Here is a 16,256-nt window from a genome sequence, read left to right as displayed (position 1 = left end):
CTGGGGCTCTCAGGCCGTCAGGCCGCCGTCGCAGACGAACTCCGACCCGGTCGAGAAGGTCGATTCGTCGGACAGGAGGAAGAGGATCATCGCCGCCACTTCCTCGGGCCGGCCCAGCCGGCCGAGCGGATGCAGCTCCTCGAGCCACTGGCGGCCGTCCATGTTGCCCATGCTGGCCGCGAGCGCCGGCGCGATCATCGGCGTGTCGATGTAGCCCGGATGGACGGAGTTGCAGCGGATCCCGTAGCGCATCTGGGCGCAGTGCAGCGCCACGCTCTTGGTGAGCAGCCGCACCGCGCCCTTGCTGGCGCAGTAGGCCATCGCATAGGAGGCGCCGCGCAGGCCGAGCACCGAGGAGATGTTGACGATCGAGCCGCCGCCCGAGCCCTTCATCGCCGCGACCGCCGCCTTGCAGCCGAGGAAGGTGCCGAGCGCGTTGACGTCGTTGACGCGGCGATAGTCGGCCAGCGAGCAGTCCTCGATCGAGTTGCGCACGCCGACGCCGGCGGCATTGACCAGCCCGTCGAGGCGGCCGAACCGGTCGACCGCGCCGGCGACGGCCCGCTGCCACGCCGCCTCGTTCGTGACGTCGAGTGTCTCGAAATGGCCCGATCCGCCCAGCTCGCCGGCGAGGGCGCGGCCGCGTTCCTCGTCGCGGTCGGCGATCACGGCCCGGCCGCCCTCGCGGACGACGAGCCGTGCCGTCTCCGCCCCGATCCCCGAGGCGCCGCCGCTCAGCAGCACGACCTTTCCGTCAAGACGCGACAAAGGGCTGCCTCCGCATCAGGCCGGTGGTCAGGCCGCCGTCGGCCGTGATCTCCGCGCCGGTGACGAAACTCGAGCGGTCGGAGGCGAGCCAGAGCACGACCTCGGCCAGTTCGGACGGCTCGGCCATGCGGCCGATCGGATGGCGGGCGTCGAGGAGGGCCTTCCCTGACTCCCGGCCGACGAGCTGATAGAGCCCGTCGAAGATCGGCGTGTCGACGCCGCCGGGATGCACGGAGTTGCAGCGGATGCCGTATTTCTTCTCGGCGCAGTACAGGGCCACGCTCTTGGTCAGCAGCCGCACCGCGCCTTTGGAGGCCGTGTAGGCCAGGCCGCCGGCGCCGGCCTGCAGGCCCGCGACCGAGGAGATGTTGACGATCGATCCGCCGGGCTGCGGCTTGGCCGGGCCGGCCTGCTTCATGCCCTGGATCGCGGTCCGGCAGCCCAGGAACACTCCCTCGGAATTGACGGCCTGGACCTTCTGCCAGAGCTCGGTGTCGGTGCTTTCGATGCTGCCGGGACCGCCCGAGATGCCGGCATTGTTCACCAGGACGTCGAGCCGGCCCTCGCGGGCCAGGACGTCCGAAAGCAGCGCCTTCCACGATTCCTCCGACGTGACGTCGTGCTGCACGAAGCGCCAGGCGCCGTCGGTCGGCTCCTCGAGATCCGCCACGATCACGATTGCGCCGGCGCCGGACAGCAGGGCCGCCGACGCCGCGCCGATGCCCGATGCGCCGCCGGTGACGATGGCCACCCGCCCGGAAAGTTCCCCGCTCATGGCGCCGACCATAGCCGTTGGCGCGCGGGTGCAGTAGCCTCGGGGTGATGGAGGATCGCATGGCGAAGCTTGGGGCGTGGGTCGTGACGGCGCTGATCGCGGGAGCGCTCGGCGCCTGCCAGACGACGACGGGGCAGGGCGGCGGCATGGCCGGCACGGGCTCGCAGGCGCCGGTCGTCCCCGCCGGCATGACGGCCGCGCAGGCGGGCGCGTACTGCACCAAGCTCGGCCAGACCTATGCCGAGTATGTCGGCTCGGTCGGCGGATCTCTGGGCGGCGACTTTCGCGGCGGCGCGGCGGCCGACCTCGACGCCCGCGTCGCGATCGCCAACTGCCAGGACGGCAACTATGCCGCCGGCATCCCGGTGCTCGAGAAGAAGCTGCGCGACGAGCGGGTCACGGTGCCGCCGCCCCCGACGGCCTGACGTCCTGCGAAAAGAAAAAGACCCGGGTGGTCGCCCACCCGGGTCGCGAAGGACGTTACCGCGGCGCGGTCAGAAGGACAGGCCTTCCTTGATCACGACCCAGCGGCCGTTCTTGACCTGCTGGACCTGGGTGATGGTGTTGGCCAGGTGGTTGGTCTTGGAGAACTTGCTGGGCGGCGAGCTGAAGATGTCGAGGTACTCCTTGCCCGATTCCAGCGCGTCCAGCATCTTCTGGCCGGTCAGGTCCTTGCCGGCCAGCTTGGCGAAGTAGGCGAAGGTCATGACGGCGTTGTAGCCGATGACCGACTGGGTGTTGGCGTCGGTGCCGAACTCCTTCTTGTAGGCCTCGACCCATTCCTTGACCCGACCCTTGGCGGTGTCGGCGTAGGGAGTCTCGAAGGCGCCGGCGGCATAGAGGCCCTCGACCACGTCCTTGCCCAGCGAGATCGTGTCGGGGATGTTCGTCGGGGTGGCGCCGAGGAACGTCACGTTCCAGCCGAGCTTCTTGGCCTCGCTCATGGCGCCGATCGTCTCTCGCAGGATGGTGCCGAGCACGACGAGATCGCAGCCGTCGGCCTTCATCTTGGCGATCTGGGCGCTGAAGTCGGACGCGCCGCGCTTGTAGGTCGTGATTGCCGCCGGCTTGATCTTCTCGGCCTCGAGCTGCTGGGTGAAACCGTCCAGCACGTTCTTGCCGTACTCGTCGTCCTGGTACATCAGGCAGGGCTTCTGCGGGTGCTTCAGCGCGATCATGTACTTGAGCGCCGCGCGGGTGCTCTCGACATAGGGCAGCAGGTTGCTGAACTTCAGCCGCTGCTGCGGCTTGGCCGGGTCGAACTTGTAGGTGAACTCCGCCGCGGTGAGCGGGAAGAGCTGCAGCACGCCGGCGTCGAACAGGATGTCCTGCGAGGCGATCACGGTGGGCGAACCCATCGGGCCGACCATCGCGAAGATCTTGTCCCTCTCGACCAGCTTCTGGCTGGCCAGCACGGCCTTCTTGGGATCGTAGCCGCTGTCCTCGGCGACGAGGCGCAGCTTGCGGCCGTTGATGCCACCCGCCTTGTTGATCTCCTCGACGGCGAGCTTCATGCCGTTGAGCACCGGAACGCCCCATGTCTTGATCGGACCCGACAGGTCCTGATGGGTGCCGATGACGATTTCCTTGTCGGTGATTCCCTGATTGGTGACCTTGGTCTGCGCCATGGCGGGCACGACAGCCAAGCCCGTCACCGCCGCGACAGCCGTCGCGACGAACAACTTCTTCGTCATGAACTTTCCTCCACTGCAGCGCCATTCTTGTACGGACGGGTGGCGCTTCCCCGTCGGCGGTCGCTTGAGCGACTTGGCGCGAATTAAAGCAGGTCCGCGCTTGATGTACACCGCGAAACTGCCCGTTTCGGCCAGCAAAAAGGCCCGGGCAGTCGCCCGCCCGGGCCCCGAGGTCGCGCCGCCGTTCCGGCGTCAGTTCGTGAGGTCGCGCTTCAGGACCACCCAGCGCCCGTCCTTGACCTGCTGGAGAAGGAAGACGGTGGCCGAGAGGTGGTTGGTCGGAGAGAACTTCACCGGCGGCGAGTTGAAGATGTCCTGGAACACGTCACCGGATTCCATGGCGGCGAGGAATTTCTGGCCCGTGAGATCCTTGCCCGCCAGCCGGACATAGTGGGCGAAGGTCATGACCTCGTTGTAGCCGAGCGCCGCCTGGGTGTTGGGCTCCATGCCGTAGGTCTTGTGATAGAGCTCGGCCCATTCCTTGGCCTTGCCCTTGGCGGTGTCGCGGTAGGGGATTTCCATGCCGCCTACGGCGAAGAAGCCCTCGACCGCGTCCTTTCCGAGCGCCGGCACTTCCACGACATTGGCCGCTGTGCTGCCGAACCACAGCGGCGAGAAGCCGATCTTGCGGGCGTCGCTCATGGCGCCGACCGTCTCGCGGACGATGGTGCCCAGCACGACGAAGTCGCAGCCTTCCGACTTCATCTTGGCGACCTGCGAGCTGAAGTCGGAGGCGCCGCGCTTGTAGCTCGTGACGACGGCCGGCTTCAGCTTCACGTCGGCCACGGCCTGGGTGAAGCCGTCGAGCACGTTCTTGCCGAACTCGTCGTCCTGGTACATGGCGCAGGGCTTCTTGATGCCCTTCTCCTGCATCAGGTGGCGGGCACCGGCGCGCACGCTGTCGGTGTAGGGCGGGACGTTGTTGAACTTCAGCCGCTCCTGCGGCTTGCCCGGATCCATCTTGTAGGTGAACTCGGCCGACGTCACCGGGAAGAGCTGCGGGATGCCCGCCTCGAGCAGGATGTCCTGCGCCGCCAGAACGGTCGGCGAGCCCATCGGCGCCAGCATGGCGAAGATCTTGTCCTTCTCCACCAGCTTCTGGGTCGCCAGCACCGCGCGCTTGGGATCGTAGCCCGAATCCTCGACGATCAGCTTGAGCTTGCGTCCGTTGATGCCGCCTTGGGCGTTGATCTCCTCGACGGCCAGCTTCATGCCGTTGGTCACCGGCACGCCCCACGACTTGATGGGACCGCTGAGGTCCTGGTGGGTCCCCAGGACGATCTCTCCGTCACTGATGCCCTGGTTGGTGACCTTGACCTGCTGCGCCCAGGCCGGCGCGCCGGCGAGGGCAAAGGCGCCGGCCGACAGGGCGGCGCCCAAACTGAACCACTTCATCACTCTACCTTTCCTCCACTACGCACCACTCTTCTTCGCCTCGCTCCGCCGCGACCGTCGCGGCGGAGGGGAACCTAGGCCGCCTGCGCGCGGTACATGGCGTCGATCTCGTCCTTGTATTTCCTGTTCACGAAGCTGCGCTTCAGCTTCATGGTCGGCGTCAGCTCCTCGTCCTCGGGCGTGAGCTGCTGCTCGATCAGGTAGAAGCGCTTGATGGTCTCGACCCGGGCGAAGTTCGTGTTGACGCGCTCGATCTCCGCCCAGATCAGGTCCTGCACCTCCTTGGCACGGCACAGGCTGACGTAGTTGGTGAACGGCACGTCGTGGTCCTGCGCATACTTCTCGACCGTCTCCCGCTCGATCATGACCAGGCAGGTGAGGTAGGGGCGGCGATCGCCGATCACCACGGCATCGCTGATATAGGGCGAGAACTTGAGCTGGTTCTCGATCTCCGAGGGCGTGATGTTCTTGCCGCCTGCCGTGATGATGATGTCCTTCATCCGGTCGGTGATGCGGACATAGCCCTCGTTGTCGATCGCGCCGACGTCGCCGGTGTGCAGCCAGCCCTCGCGGTCGACCGTCTCGGCCGACTTCTCCGGCTGGTTCAGGTAGCCCATGAACACGAACTCGCCCCTGATCAGGATCTCGCCCAGCGGCGAGATCATCACCTCGCCGTAGGGCACGGCCTTGCCGACCGTGCCGAGCTTGATGGCGTCGCCCGGCATGGCGGTCGCCAGGCCGCAATTCTCGGTCTGGCCGTAGACCTCGAACATGTCGAGGCCGAGCGCGAGGTACCAGCGGATCAGCTCGGGGGCGATCGGCGCGGCGCCGGTGAACAGCCAGCGGCAGCGGTCGAGGCCGATCATCTTGCGCACGTTCTTCAGCACCAGCCAGTAGGCGAGCTGGAACCAGAGCCTCTGCAGCGCCGTCGGCGGCCGCCGCTCCAGCCGCGCGTCGGCGATCGCGTAGCCCGCCGCGATGGCCTTGCGGTAGGCCCATTGCTGCAGCGGCGTGGCGTCCTTCAGCGCGATGGTGATGCCCGAGTAGAATTTCTCCCAGACGCGCGGCACCGCGCCGAACAGCGTCGGCTGGACCTCGCGGATATTGTCGGGGACGGTCTCCGGGCTCTCGGCGAAGTTGCTGCAGACGCCGGTGGCCACCGAGTAGTAGCTGCCGGCGACGCGCTCGGCGACGTGGCAGAGGGGCAGGAAGGCCAGCCGTTCGTCGCCCTCCTCCCACGACAGAGACAGGCCGGGATGCATGCAGTTCCGCATCTGGGCGACCACGTTGCGGTGGCTGTGCATGGCGCCCTTGGGCGGTCCCGTCGTTCCCGACGTGTAGACCAGGATGGCGAGATCGTCGGGTCCGCGGGCGGCGACCATCTCGTCGAACAGCGCCTCGCGGCCCTGGGCGTGGTTGCGGCCGTTGGCCATGAACTCGTCGAGCGACACGACCATCGGATCGCTGAAGTTGGTCAGGCCTTCCATGTCGAAGATCACGATCTTGCGCAGCGTCGGGCAGCGCTCGCGCACCTCGAGCGCCTTGTCGAGCTGCTCGTCGTCCTCGACGAACAGAACGACGGTGCGCGAATCGTTCAGCAGGTACTCGACCTGCTTGGCCGAATCGGTGGGATAGATGCCCGACGACACGCCGCCGGCGCACAGGATGCCGAAGTCGGCGTAGTTCCATTCCGGCACGGTGTTGGCCAGGACCGAGCCGACGTCGCCCGGGCGGAAGCCCATCTCGTGCAGCGCGTAGGCGATGGCACGCGAGCGCTCCAGCCACTGGCTCCACGAGATGGCGTTCCAGATGCCGTGGAGCTTCTCGCGCATCGCCGGCTTGTCGCCGCGCGTCCGGCAGGACAGCACGAAGCTCCCGGGCAGGGTCTCGGCCACCGTCAGCGTCGCTCTTGTTGCCATGCCGCTCGCCTCCCGCTCAGCGCCTCATCGCCAGGTCTTCTTGCGCTTCCAGCGGCGTTCGCCGCGGGCGCTTTCTTCCTTGGCGCCGAGATAGAATTCCTGGATGTCCTTGCTCGCCATCAGCCGCTCGCAGGTGTCGTCCATCACCACGCGCCCGACCTCGAGCACGTAGCCGTAATGGGCGGTCTCGAGCGCCATCTTGGCGTTCTGCTCGACCAGCAGGATCGACACGCCCTGCTCGGCATTGACTCGCTTGATGATGCCGAAGATCTCCTTGACCAGCAGCGGCGACAGGCCGAGCGACGGCTCGTCGAGCAGCAGCAGCTTGGGCCGGTTCATCAGCGCGCGGCTGATCGCGAGCATCTGCTGCTCGCCGCCCGACAGCGAGCCGGCCGGCTGCTCGATGCGTTCGCGCAGGCGCGGGAAGTAGCCGAACACGCGCTCGAGATCCTCGGCCACGCCGTCGCGGTCGCGGCGCAGGAAGGCGCCCATCGCCAGGTTCTCGCGCACGCTCAGGAACGGGAAGACCTCGCGGCCCTCCGGCACGTGGCTGAGGCCGAGCCGTACGATCTTGTCGGCATCCATGCGCTGGATCGGCCGTCCCTCGAAGTCGATCGTGCCCTTCTGCGGGTCGAGCACCCCGGAGATGGTCTTGAGGATGGTCGTCTTGCCGGCGCCGTTGGCGCCCAGCACCGTGATGATCTTGCCGCGCGGCACGGCGAGGCTGACGCCGCGGATCGCCATGATCGGGCCGTAGAAGCTCTCGATGTTGGAGACCTTGAGGATCGGATCGTCGCTCATGCTTGCTCCGCTCAGCCGCCGAGATAGGCGGCGACGACGTCGGGATGGGCCTGCACCTCGGCCGGCGTCCCGGTCGCCAGCACCCGCCCGTAGTTCAGCGCCAGCACGCGGTCCGACACGCGGTTCACCAGCGACATGTCGTGCTCGACCATGAGCACGGTGACCCCGAGCTCGCTCCGGATGTCGCGGATCCAGAACGACATGTCGTCCGTCTCCTCGACGTTGAGGCCGGACGAGGGCTCGTCGAGCAGGATCAGCTTGGGCTCCGAGCACAGCGCGCGCGCCACCTCGATGACCTTGCGCACGCCGTAGGGCAGGCCGGCGATCAGCTTGTCGCGATAGGCCTGCAGGTCGAGGAACTCGATCACCTCCTCGACCTTGAAGCGGTGCTCCTTCTCGGCCCGGCGCACCGACGGCAGGAACAGGATCTCCTGCCACAGGGCCGTCGTTGTGTGGCAGTGGCGGCCGACCAGCAGGTTGGCCAGCATGCTGGCGTTCTCGAACAGCTCGATGTTCTGGAAGGTGCGGGCGATGCCGAGCCGGGCGATCTGGTGCGGCGGCAGGTCGGTGATGTCGCGGCCCTCGAAGAAGAGCTTGCCGGACGTCGGATTGTAGAGCCGCGAGATCAGGTTGAAGATCGAGGTCTTGCCGGCGCCGTTGGGGCCGATGATGGTGAAGATCTCGCCCTTGGCGACGCTGAAGCTCACGCTGTCGACGGCCTTCAGGCCGCCGAACTGCAGCGAGATCTGGTCGACCGTGAAGAAGCTCATCGGTTGCGCTCCGACTTCACGTAGGTCTTCTGCCGCTTGAAGGTGGCGCGCTTGTAGAGCGGGAAGAGCTGGAAGAAGAGCTTGATCTTGAGCCAGCGCCCGTAGAGCCCGTAGGGCTCGAACAGGATGAACATCATGATGATCAGGCCGTAGATGGCACCCTTCAGGCCGGCGGCCGAGCCGACGCCGTGCAGCCATTCGCGCAGCGCGTCCGCCGTGTCGCGCGCCGCGCCGGCCGAGGCCGCGAGGTTGGCGGCCAGGACGGGGACGTCGTCCTTCAGCGCGGTCAGGAACGGATCGACCATGACGATGAAGATCGCGCCGAACACGGCGCCGTGGACGCCGAAGGCGCCGCCGATGATGATCACCATGATGAACTCGATCGACAGCAGGAGGGTGAACATCTCCGGGCTGATGAAGGTCATCATGTGGGCGAACAGGACACCCGCCAGGCCGGTGATGCCGGCGCTGATGGCGAAGGACTTCACCTTGTAGGCCGCGAGGTCGATGCCCATGCTCTTGGCCGCCGTCTCGCTGTCCCGGATCGCGACGAAGGCCCGGCCGGTCGGCGAGCGCAGCAGGTTCAGAGCGAGCAGGATCGAGCCGACCAGGACCAGCAGGCAGAGGTAATAGAAGGACTCGTCGCCGCGCGGCATCGACAGGCCGAGCAGGTCGAGCGTGCGCACCCGCATGCCTTCGTTGCCGTTGGTCACCGATTCCCAGCGCGCCAGAATCTCCTCGACGATGAAGGCGAAGGCGATGGTGGCGATCACGAGGTAGATGCCGTGCAGCCTGAGCGCCGGGAATCCGACCAGGGCGCCGATCACCGCCGTCAGGATCGCGGCCAGCGGGAAATAGACGACGAAGGGCACGCCCACCGACTGCATGTAGCCTGCGGTGTAGGCGCCGATCGCCAGGAACGCCGCGTGGCCGAGCGAGGCCTGGCCGGTGAAGCCCGTGAGGATCATCAGCGCCACGCCCACCGTGGCGTAGATGAAGACGAAGACCATCTGGCTCTGCAGGTAGCTGCCCACCAGGAAAGGGGCCGCGATCAGCAGGGCCAGCAGCACGCCGTACGACCACCAGTAACCGCCATGCTTCAGGATGCGGATGTCCTGGTCGTAGTCGGTCTTGAAGATGAAACGCATGGCTCAGACCTTCTTGCGCATGCTGAGGCCGAACAGGCCCTGCGGCCGGACCAGCAGCACGACCAGCAGGACGATGTAGGGCGTGACGTCCTTCCAGCCCTGCGGCAGGTAGAACCCGGCCAGGGTCTCGATGACGCCGATGATCAGGCCGCCGACCAGCGCGCCGGGGATCGAGCCGAAGCCGCCCAGGACCGCGGCCGGGAAGGCCTTGAGGCCGAGCGCCAGCCCGACGTTGGAATGGATGAAGGTGATGGGCGCCAGCAGCACGCCGGCGCAGGCCGCGACCGCCGCGCTGATCGCCCAGATCAGGGAGACGACGCGCTTGACCGGGATGCCCATGTAGTAGGCGGCCAGCATGTTCTCCGACGTGGCGCGCATCGCGGTGCCGAGCCGCGTGTAGTTGAAGAAGGCGAACAGCACGACGCACAGGATGACGGTCGCGACGATCACCGACAGCTTGTCGTAGGCCAGGACCAGGTCGCCGAGCTTCACCACGCCGGTCGAGAAGGGCGTCTCGATCTTGAGGTCGTCGGTGCCCCAGATCATGCCGGCGATCGAGCGCAGGAAGTAGCCCAGCCCGATCGTCGCCATGACGATGGAGAACTGGGGATAGCCCAGGATGGGCCGGATCAGGATCCGCTCGGTGGCCATGCCGAACACGGCCATGCCGCAGACGGCGAACAGGAATCCCAGCCAGTAGTCGAGGCCCAGCAGGCCGATGAAGGTGAAGACGAAGAACCCGCCCAGCATCATCAGGTCGCCTTGGGCGAAGTTGACGACTTCGGTCGCCTTGTAGATGAGCACGAAGCCCAGGGCGATCAGCCCATAGACGCAGCCGAGCGCGATCCCGCTCACCAGCTGCTGGATGAAGTCGAGCATTCCCTTACCCTGTACGCCAGCCGTCTTGAGCGGCCTGCACGCGTTTTGTCGTTGTTGGTCGAAGTTGACGCGCGCGCCATAAGACATGGCCCCCAACCGGGGGTCAATGGATTTTCGTTCCCGTAGCGCTACTGTGGAATGTCGTCTTCAGATGGGGAGAATCCCATGTCGCTCGCCACCGAGACCGTCGACACGGGCGGACCGCCGTCGCCGTTCTACACGGCGGAGCACGAGGCGTTCCGCCGGACGGTCCGCCGCTTCGTCGAGCGCGAGATCATGCCTCATGTCGACCAGTGGGACGAGGCGGAGGAGTTCCCGCGCGAGCTCTACCGCAAGGCCTCGGCGGCCGGCCTGCTGCAGCTCGGTTTTCCGGAAGAGTATGGCGGCGTGCCCGTCGATCCCTTCTTCTCCATCATCAAGGCCGAGGAGATGACGCGCCACGGCGCCGGCGGCGTCAACGCCAGCCTGAACAGCCACACGATCGGCGCGCCGCCGATCGCCGCCCTCGGCCCCGAATGGATGAAGCGCAAGGTGCTGCCCGAGGTCCTGGCCGGCGAGAAGATCAGCGCGCTCGCCATCACCGAGCCGTCCGGCGGATCGGACGTGGCGAACCTCAGGACCACGGCGCGCCGCGAGGGCGATCACTACGTGGTCAACGGCTCGAAGATGTTCATCACCTCCGGCATGCGCGCCGACTACTACACGGTCGCGGTGCGCACCGGTGGCGCCGGCGCCGGCGGCGTCTCGCTGCTGCTGATCGAGCGCGAGCGCGAGGGCTTCGCCCGCACGAAGCTGAAGAAGATGGGCTGGTGGGCGTCCGACACCGCCCAGCTCTTCTTCGACAATGTGCGCGTGCCGGTCGACAACCTCATCGGCGAGGAGAATCGCGGCTTCATCGGCATCATGCTGAACTTCAACCAGGAGCGGCTCGGCCTGGCCGCCGGCGCCTGCGGCTACGCCCGCGTCTGCCTCGACGAGGCGGTCGCCTATGCCCGCGAACGGCACACTTTTGGCAAGCCGCTGGTCGCCAACCAGGTGGTGCGCCATCGCCTGGTCGACATGGCGATGAGGATCAACGCGGTGAAATCGACGCTCGAGCTGCTGGCGTGGCGGGTCGGGCAGGGAGACAGGCCGGTGGCGGAAATCTGCATGCTGAAGAACCTCGCGACCTCGACGCTCGAATACTGCGCCAACGAGGCGATGCAGGTGTTCGGCGGCGCGGGCTACCTGCGCGGCGCCAAGGTCGAGCGCATCTACCGCGAGACCAAGGTGTTGGCGATCGGCGGCGGCTCGGTCGAGATCATGAAGGACCTCGCCGCCCGCCAGATGGGCCTGTAGGAAGGGCCATGAGCAAGCAACCCCTCACCGACCATGCCGAGCGCCTGGCGATCTTCCAGAAATGGTTCTCCGACACCATCCCGCACAACAAGGCGCTGGGCCTGAAGGTTCTCGACGCGAGGCGCGGCTTCGCCTCGATGCAGCTCGACTGGCGCGAGGAGCTGGTCGGCAATCCCGAGACCGGCGTGCTGGCGGGCGGGCCGCTGACCGCCATGCTCGACGGCTGCTGCGGCATGGCGGTCGCCACCATGCTGAAGAATCCCGAGCCCTTCGCCACCCTCGACCTGCGCATCGACTACGTGAAACCGGCGACGCCCGGCCAGCCGGTGATCGCCGAGGCCGAGTGCTATCGCGTCACCCATTCGGTCGCTTTCACCCGCGCCTTCGCCCATCACGGCGATGCCAAGGATCCGATCGCCGCCGCCGCCGGCACCTTCATGCTGGGGACCAAGGGCCGCCCGGTGCGTCCGCGCACCCTCGAGCCCGGCACCCTCGAGCCGGGCACCCTCGAGCCGGGCACCCTCGAGCCGGGCACGGGGGGCGCATGAGCCCGCTTCTGGAGCGGCTGGCCGAGGCCCGCCGCGCGGGCGACGTGGCCCGGCTGGCCGACGCCATCCCCTACGCGCGCTGGATGCAGATCGCGCCGGAGAACGGCACCGGCGAGCTGCTGACGCGCATGCGCTACCACGACACGCTGATCGGCAACACCTTCCTGCCGGCGATCCACGGCGGCACGCTGGGCGCCATGCTTGAGATGGCGGCGATCTTCCATCTCCTGTGGGAGACGGAGAGCGAGACCGTGCCCAAGATCGTCAACATCACGGTCGACTACCTGCGCTCGGCGCGGCCGCTCGACGTGATCGCCTCGGCCAAGGTGACCAAGCAGGGAAGGCGCATGGTCAACGTCTTCGCCGAGGCCTGGCAGGAGGACCGGTCCAAGCCGGTCGCCACCGCCAACGCCCATTTCCTGGTCAAGTCGACCGACGACGCGCCGCCCTCGCTCTGAGGCGCGTGCCGCTGGAGCGGTATGATTTCAGTCCCGATCGAAGCATGAAGTGGGGACCTTGGCGCTTCACGTGGCGCGTGATGATCTGAGATCGATCTTGCGGGGGCGCGCCGTTGCGCTTCGCTCCATTTTTCCTCCCCAAGCAGAGCTTGGGGCATGGCGCTTTTGGCCGCGAAGCGGCCAAAACGCCTGGTCCGCGCAGCGGACGGAGGGGTCACGAGCGTCGCGGCTGGAGCCCCATGACCCCTCCGGCCCTTCGGGCCACCTCCCCGCGCCGGTGCGCAGGGAGGAAGACGAGAGCGCCATGGAATGGCGCGCCCCCAGCAATGAGTCGACAGATGTCATCATGCTCTCGGTGTGGGCCCGTCAGCGCGGCAGGTTGCGCAGGTCGACGCCGTAGCGCTCGGCGTTGCGCTTCATGTAGGCCTCGCGCGGCTCGACGGGCAGCCCGCGCACCGCGGCGTCCACCATGTCGAGGTAGGTGTGCCAGCCCATGGCGTTCACCTTCACGAACGGCTCCAGCACGGGCAGGTGGGTCAGCGAGAGCAGGGTGCCGCGATCCTGGGGCGCGAGCTCGAGGGTGAGATACGATTCGGGATAGGGCGAGGCCTCGTCGCTGGCGCCGAACACGTTCCAGCTGTAGGCGAGCCGGCGCGGCGGCTGCCATTGGGTGACCGTGCCGCGGATATGGTCTCCCATCAGGCGGACGGTGCCGCCGACCCGGCTCTCCAGCGACCCCTTGCCGTACCAGCCGGGCAGGCGCGCGACGTCGGTCAGGACGGCCCACACCGCCTCGGGCACGGCGGGCAGCGGCCGGTCGAAGCGCACCATATGTGCATGCGTGAAATGCGCGTCGTGGCTCATGGACATTCCCGCGGGTTGAAGTAGACAGGCTCGGGCATGGACTATGATTCCCTCAGGACCGACAGGGACGATGTGGTGCGCGACGGCGCCGATGCCACGGCCTATCTGCAGCCCGCGGCGCTGATCGATTCCGACCATCCCCGGATCGTGGCCTATGCCCGGCAGGTCGCCGGGACGGGCACCGACCGGGAGAAGGCGCTGCGCCTCTACTACGCCGTGCGCGACGGGCTGCGCTACGATCCGTACAACACGCCGATGAAGCGCGAGGCCTATCGCGCCAGCACGACGCTGGGGGCGGGGCATGGATATTGCGTGAACAAGGCGGGGCTGATGGCGGCGGTGTGCCGCGCCGTCGGCCTTCCGGCCCGCGTCGGCTATGCCGACGTGCGCAACCACATGACCACCAAGCGGCTGTCCGACCTCATGGGCTGCGACGTCTTCTACTATCACGGTTACACCGAGGTCCGCCTCGACGGGCACTGGGTCAAGGCGACGCCCGCGTTCAACAAGGAGCTGACCGACCGGTTCGGGCTGAAGCCGCTGGACTGGGACGGCGAGAGCGATTCGATCTACCACCCGTTCGACCTCTCCGGCCGGCGGCACATGGAGTACCTGGCCTATCGCGGGGTCTTCGCCGACATCCCGTTCGACGAGATCCGTGCCGCCTTCCGTCACTACTACCCCCGCATGACTCGCGCCCAGGAGGAGATGCCGCTCGGCGGCGACTTCGGCGCGGAGGGCGCCGAAGAAGCATCCCGCTCGTGAGGCTCGTTCCCCGTTCGACCGGCTACGTCGCCCTCCTGGTGGCGCTGGGCAGCTTCGGCCCGCTGACCATGAGCATCTACACGCCGGTCATGCCGTCGGTCGGTGCCTCGCTGGGGGCCGGGGCCGAAAGCGTCAAGCTGACCCTCACCACCTACATGCTGGGCTTCGCCGTCGGCCAGCTCTTCTACGGCCCGCTCAGCGACCGCTACGGCCGGCGGCCGGTGCTGCTGGCCGGCCTGGCCTTCTTCACCGCGGCGACCTTCGCCTGCTCCTTCGCGCCGTCGATCGGCGGACTGATCGGGCTGCGCATCGTGCAGGGGCTGGGCGCCGCCTCGGGCTCGGTCCTGGGGCGGGCGCTGACGCGCGACGCCTATACGTTCCAGGAGATGCCGCTGGTCATGAGCTGGATCTCGCTCGGCCAGAACATCGCGCCGTCGCTGGCGCCGACGCTGGGCGGCTTCCTCGCGGAGTGGGTGAGCTGGCGCGCCACCTTCTGGTTCGTGGGCGCCTTCGGCACGATCCTGCTCGTCGTGACCTCGCTCGGGCTGGAGGAGACCAACCGCCATCGCAGCGACCGCATCGACCTCGTGAGCCTGATACGCGGCTCGGGCGAGATGCTGCGCAACCATCTCTTTCTCGGCAACGTGCTGACGCTGGGCTTCGCCTTCGCCATCAACTTCGGCATGCTGGCCGGCGTTCCCTTCATCCTGCAGGAGAAGCTCGGCTTCTCGCCGCAGGAGTTCGGCCTCATCGTGCTCCTGTCGGTCGGCGGCTTCACCGCCGGCACGCTGGTCAACAACCGCCTGGTCGGCCGGGTCGCACCGATCACCATCATGCTGGCCTCGGGCTGGTTCCATGTCGCGGCGCTCGCGGCGATGGCCGTGCTGTCGCTGGCCGGCATCCTCACCTGGTGGTCGATCGTCGGGCCGCACATGGTGCTGAGCTTCGGCACCGGGATGATCGTGGCCAACGCCAATGCCGGCGCCGTCGGGCTCTATCCCCGCCTCGCCGGCACCGCCTCCTCGCTGGCCGGGCTGGCCCAGATGGGCATGGGCGCGATGGGCACCGTCGCCGTGGCCGCGCTGACCGGGCTCGGCGACAGCCATGTCGCCATGCCGCTGGTGGTCGGCCTGATGCCCTTCGCGCTGGCCACGGTGCTGAGCGCCCGCCTGCTGCGGCCGCGGCCGCACGCGAAGGTCAACCCGCCCGGCTGATCATCTCGGTCGGGGCGAACAGGCCCTGCTCGATCATCGTCATCATGTTGGCGGCCTTCTGAGGCGCGGTCGCGCCCATGACGATCTGCAGCCCGGGCGCCGGGGTGCCGCCCTGGGCCAGGCGCTCGCGCATCTGGCGGAAGAACTCGAGCGCGAAGTCGCGCCGGCTGCGCACGGCGCCGACGGTGAAGCCGGCGGCCGCCAGCGCGCGCCGATAGGCGTCCGCCGTGTCGATGAAGTTGGCATCCGGTCCCGACGCCCACGGCACCGGGTAGCGGAAGTCGCCGTCGGCCTCGCGCATCACGTCGTAGATCGCGAAGACGGCACCGGGCTTCAGGACGCGGCGCACCTCGGCGAAGACGGCCGGCTTGTCGGCGATGTTCATGCCGACATGCAGCATGTAGGCGCCGTCGAACGAGGCCTCGGCGAAGGGCAGGGACGCGGCGCTCGCCTGTCGGTAGGACACCGATCCGGCGAGGCCGACGCGGCGCGACAGGGATGCCGCCACCTCGACATATTCCGGCGTGAGGTCGATGCCCTCGACCTGCCAGCCCCGCTCCTGGGCGAAAAAGCGCGACGCGCCGCCCAGCCCGCTGCCGACGTCGAGCACGCGGGCGCCGCGCGGCAGGTCGATCTGGGCCGACAGATCCATGGTCGCCCGGCGGCCGCCGATGTGGAACTCGTCGACCGGGGCGAGATCGGCTGCCGTCAGGCTTCCGGCCGGCTTTCCTGCCGCCGCGAGGGCGTCGAGGATCGCGGTCTCGAGCGCTCCGTGGCCGTAGTGCGTGGCAATCGTCTGGTCGAGGCCCATCGGTCGCTCCTGTTTCGCCCGGCAAAGTCTAGCACGCCGTGCCCGGCGGGCGCGGCGGCTTCGAGGCTTCCCGCCGCCGACCGACCTGGGGTAAAGCCTCCCACGGAAC

Annotated in this window: 17 protein-coding genes; 6 read left to right on the top strand and 11 right to left on the bottom strand. The window is 67.8% G+C overall.

The annotated features are described in order from the left end of the window. Nucleotides 1–9: 9 nt before the first annotated feature. Both ACO073_RS22245 and ACO073_RS22240 read right to left on the bottom strand, forming a co-directional pair. Nucleotides 10–768: a glucose 1-dehydrogenase gene (locus ACO073_RS22245; protein ID WP_422000386.1), complete on the bottom strand. Its 759-nt coding sequence runs from the start codon at nucleotides 766–768 to the stop codon at nucleotides 10–12. Further along, on the bottom strand, nucleotides 755–1,543 hold the full coding sequence (locus ACO073_RS22240; protein ID WP_422000384.1) for an SDR family oxidoreductase: 789 nt from the start codon (nucleotides 1,541–1,543) through the stop codon (nucleotides 755–757). The genes ACO073_RS22245 and ACO073_RS22240 overlap by 14 nt, the downstream gene beginning before the upstream one ends. Before the next feature lie 59 nt (nucleotides 1,544–1,602). On the opposite strand from ACO073_RS22240, the gene ACO073_RS22235 reads away from it, so the two are divergent. Further along, nucleotides 1,603–1,968 carry a hypothetical protein gene (locus ACO073_RS22235; RefSeq protein ID WP_422000383.1) on the top strand — a complete coding sequence of 122 codons (366 nt, stop codon included), beginning with the start codon at nucleotides 1,603–1,605 and terminating at the stop codon, nucleotides 1,966–1,968. Between the two features lie 69 nt (nucleotides 1,969–2,037). Here the strand turns inward: ACO073_RS22235 and ACO073_RS22230 are convergent, their stop codons facing one another. The 7 genes from ACO073_RS22230 to ACO073_RS22200 all read right to left on the bottom strand — a co-directional run bounded on the left by ACO073_RS22230 (nucleotide 2,038) and on the right by ACO073_RS22200 (nucleotide 10,149). Continuing rightward, nucleotides 2,038–3,237 (bottom strand): ABC transporter substrate-binding protein, encoded by a 1,200-nt coding sequence (locus ACO073_RS22230; protein ID WP_422000381.1) that lies wholly within the window; start codon nucleotides 3,235–3,237, stop codon nucleotides 2,038–2,040. A 192-nt stretch (nucleotides 3,238–3,429) separates the two neighbouring features. After that, nucleotides 3,430–4,632 (bottom strand): ABC transporter substrate-binding protein, encoded by a 1,203-nt coding sequence (locus ACO073_RS22225; protein ID WP_422000379.1) that lies wholly within the window; start codon nucleotides 4,630–4,632, stop codon nucleotides 3,430–3,432. Between the two features lie 74 nt (nucleotides 4,633–4,706). After that, nucleotides 4,707–6,551, bottom strand: a complete 1,845-nt coding sequence (locus ACO073_RS22220) for an AMP-dependent synthetase/ligase (protein WP_422000378.1) — start codon at nucleotides 6,549–6,551, stop codon at nucleotides 4,707–4,709. A 24-nt stretch (nucleotides 6,552–6,575) separates the two neighbouring features. Continuing rightward, nucleotides 6,576–7,352, bottom strand: coding sequence for an ABC transporter ATP-binding protein (locus ACO073_RS22215; protein ID WP_422000376.1), 777 nt, complete (start codon nucleotides 7,350–7,352; stop codon nucleotides 6,576–6,578). A gap of 11 nt (nucleotides 7,353–7,363) precedes the next feature. Beyond that, the gene (locus ACO073_RS22210) at nucleotides 7,364–8,122 is read right to left on the bottom strand and encodes an ABC transporter ATP-binding protein (RefSeq protein WP_422000374.1); all 759 of its coding nucleotides are present in this window, start codon (nucleotides 8,120–8,122) and stop codon (nucleotides 7,364–7,366) included. Then, on the bottom strand, nucleotides 8,119–9,270 hold the full coding sequence (locus ACO073_RS22205) for a branched-chain amino acid ABC transporter permease (protein WP_422000372.1): 1,152 nt from the start codon (nucleotides 9,268–9,270) through the stop codon (nucleotides 8,119–8,121). Before ACO073_RS22205 ends, ACO073_RS22210 begins: the two co-directional genes overlap by 4 nt. 3 nt (nucleotides 9,271–9,273) lie before the next feature. Further along, the gene (locus ACO073_RS22200; protein ID WP_422000371.1) at nucleotides 9,274–10,149 is read right to left on the bottom strand and encodes a branched-chain amino acid ABC transporter permease; all 876 of its coding nucleotides are present in this window, start codon (nucleotides 10,147–10,149) and stop codon (nucleotides 9,274–9,276) included. Nucleotides 10,150–10,314: 165 nt separating this feature from the next. On the opposite strand from ACO073_RS22200, the gene ACO073_RS22195 reads away from it, so the two are divergent. From ACO073_RS22195 to ACO073_RS22185, 3 genes are read left to right on the top strand one after another with little or no spacing between them, the layout of a single operon-like run. Further along, nucleotides 10,315–11,487 (top strand): acyl-CoA dehydrogenase family protein, encoded by a 1,173-nt coding sequence (locus ACO073_RS22195; protein WP_422000369.1) that lies wholly within the window; start codon nucleotides 10,315–10,317, stop codon nucleotides 11,485–11,487. 8 nt (nucleotides 11,488–11,495) lie between these two features. Then, entirely contained in the window at nucleotides 11,496–12,035 is a 540-nt protein-coding gene (locus ACO073_RS22190) for a PaaI family thioesterase (protein ID WP_422000367.1), read from the top strand. Continuing rightward, nucleotides 12,032–12,493 carry a PaaI family thioesterase gene (locus ACO073_RS22185; protein WP_422000365.1) on the top strand — a complete coding sequence of 154 codons (462 nt, stop codon included), beginning with the start codon at nucleotides 12,032–12,034 and terminating at the stop codon, nucleotides 12,491–12,493. Before ACO073_RS22190 ends, ACO073_RS22185 begins: the two co-directional genes overlap by 4 nt. Nucleotides 12,494–12,859: 366 nt before the next feature. On the opposite strand, the gene ACO073_RS22180 is transcribed toward ACO073_RS22185, so the two are convergent. After that, a complete protein-coding gene (locus ACO073_RS22180; RefSeq protein ID WP_422000363.1) occupies nucleotides 12,860–13,357 on the bottom strand; it encodes an SRPBCC domain-containing protein in 498 nt (165 codons plus the stop codon). A 36-nt stretch (nucleotides 13,358–13,393) separates the two neighbouring features. On the opposite strand from ACO073_RS22180, the gene ACO073_RS22175 reads away from it, so the two are divergent. Both ACO073_RS22175 and ACO073_RS22170 read left to right on the top strand, forming a co-directional pair. After that, the gene (locus ACO073_RS22175) at nucleotides 13,394–14,122 is read left to right on the top strand and encodes a transglutaminase-like domain-containing protein (RefSeq protein ID WP_422000362.1); all 729 of its coding nucleotides are present in this window, start codon (nucleotides 13,394–13,396) and stop codon (nucleotides 14,120–14,122) included. Beyond that, nucleotides 14,119–15,336: a multidrug effflux MFS transporter gene (locus ACO073_RS22170; RefSeq protein ID WP_422000360.1), complete on the top strand. Its 1,218-nt coding sequence runs from the start codon at nucleotides 14,119–14,121 to the stop codon at nucleotides 15,334–15,336. Before ACO073_RS22175 ends, ACO073_RS22170 begins: the two co-directional genes overlap by 4 nt. Here ACO073_RS22170 and ACO073_RS22165 read toward each other — a convergent pair. After that, nucleotides 15,320–16,147, bottom strand: coding sequence for a class I SAM-dependent methyltransferase (locus tag ACO073_RS22165; protein ID WP_422000358.1), 828 nt, complete (start codon nucleotides 16,145–16,147; stop codon nucleotides 15,320–15,322). The genes ACO073_RS22170 and ACO073_RS22165 overlap by 17 nt on opposite strands. Nucleotides 16,148–16,256 lie beyond the last annotated feature (109 nt).

Origin of the sequence: Reyranella sp., assembly GCF_965229815.1 — a bacterium.
GTDB lineage: Bacteria > Pseudomonadota > Alphaproteobacteria > Reyranellales > Reyranellaceae > Reyranella.
This window is presented reverse-complemented; position numbering and strand designations above follow the sequence as displayed.

Excerpts from the sequence above, each read along its gene's own strand:
- ACO073_RS22240 (WP_422000384.1), bottom strand. The coding sequence starts at position 1,543 with ATGAGCGGGGAACTTTCCGGGCGGGTGGCCATCGTCACCGGCGGCGCA.
- ACO073_RS22235 (WP_422000383.1), top strand. The coding sequence starts at position 1,603 with ATGGCGAAGCTTGGGGCGTGGGTCGTGACGGCGCTGATCGCGGGAGCG.
- ACO073_RS22230 (WP_422000381.1), bottom strand. The coding sequence starts at position 3,237 with ATGACGAAGAAGTTGTTCGTCGCGACGGCTGTCGCGGCGGTGACGGGC.
- ACO073_RS22225 (WP_422000379.1), bottom strand. The coding sequence starts at position 4,632 with ATGAAGTGGTTCAGTTTGGGCGCCGCCCTGTCGGCCGGCGCCTTTGCC.
- ACO073_RS22220 (WP_422000378.1), bottom strand. The coding sequence starts at position 6,551 with ATGGCAACAAGAGCGACGCTGACGGTGGCCGAGACCCTGCCCGGGAGC.
- ACO073_RS22215 (WP_422000376.1), bottom strand. The coding sequence starts at position 7,352 with ATGAGCGACGATCCGATCCTCAAGGTCTCCAACATCGAGAGCTTCTAC.
- ACO073_RS22210 (WP_422000374.1), bottom strand. The coding sequence starts at position 8,122 with ATGAGCTTCTTCACGGTCGACCAGATCTCGCTGCAGTTCGGCGGCCTG.
- ACO073_RS22205 (WP_422000372.1), bottom strand. The coding sequence starts at position 9,270 with ATGCGTTTCATCTTCAAGACCGACTACGACCAGGACATCCGCATCCTG.
- ACO073_RS22200 (WP_422000371.1), bottom strand. The coding sequence starts at position 10,149 with ATGCTCGACTTCATCCAGCAGCTGGTGAGCGGGATCGCGCTCGGCTGC.
- ACO073_RS22195 (WP_422000369.1), top strand. The coding sequence starts at position 10,315 with ATGTCGCTCGCCACCGAGACCGTCGACACGGGCGGACCGCCGTCGCCG.
- ACO073_RS22190 (WP_422000367.1), top strand. The coding sequence starts at position 11,496 with ATGAGCAAGCAACCCCTCACCGACCATGCCGAGCGCCTGGCGATCTTC.
- ACO073_RS22185 (WP_422000365.1), top strand. The coding sequence starts at position 12,032 with ATGAGCCCGCTTCTGGAGCGGCTGGCCGAGGCCCGCCGCGCGGGCGAC.
- ACO073_RS22180 (WP_422000363.1), bottom strand. The coding sequence starts at position 13,357 with ATGAGCCACGACGCGCATTTCACGCATGCACATATGGTGCGCTTCGAC.
- ACO073_RS22175 (WP_422000362.1), top strand. The coding sequence starts at position 13,394 with ATGGACTATGATTCCCTCAGGACCGACAGGGACGATGTGGTGCGCGAC.
- ACO073_RS22165 (WP_422000358.1), bottom strand. The coding sequence starts at position 16,147 with ATGGGCCTCGACCAGACGATTGCCACGCACTACGGCCACGGAGCGCTC.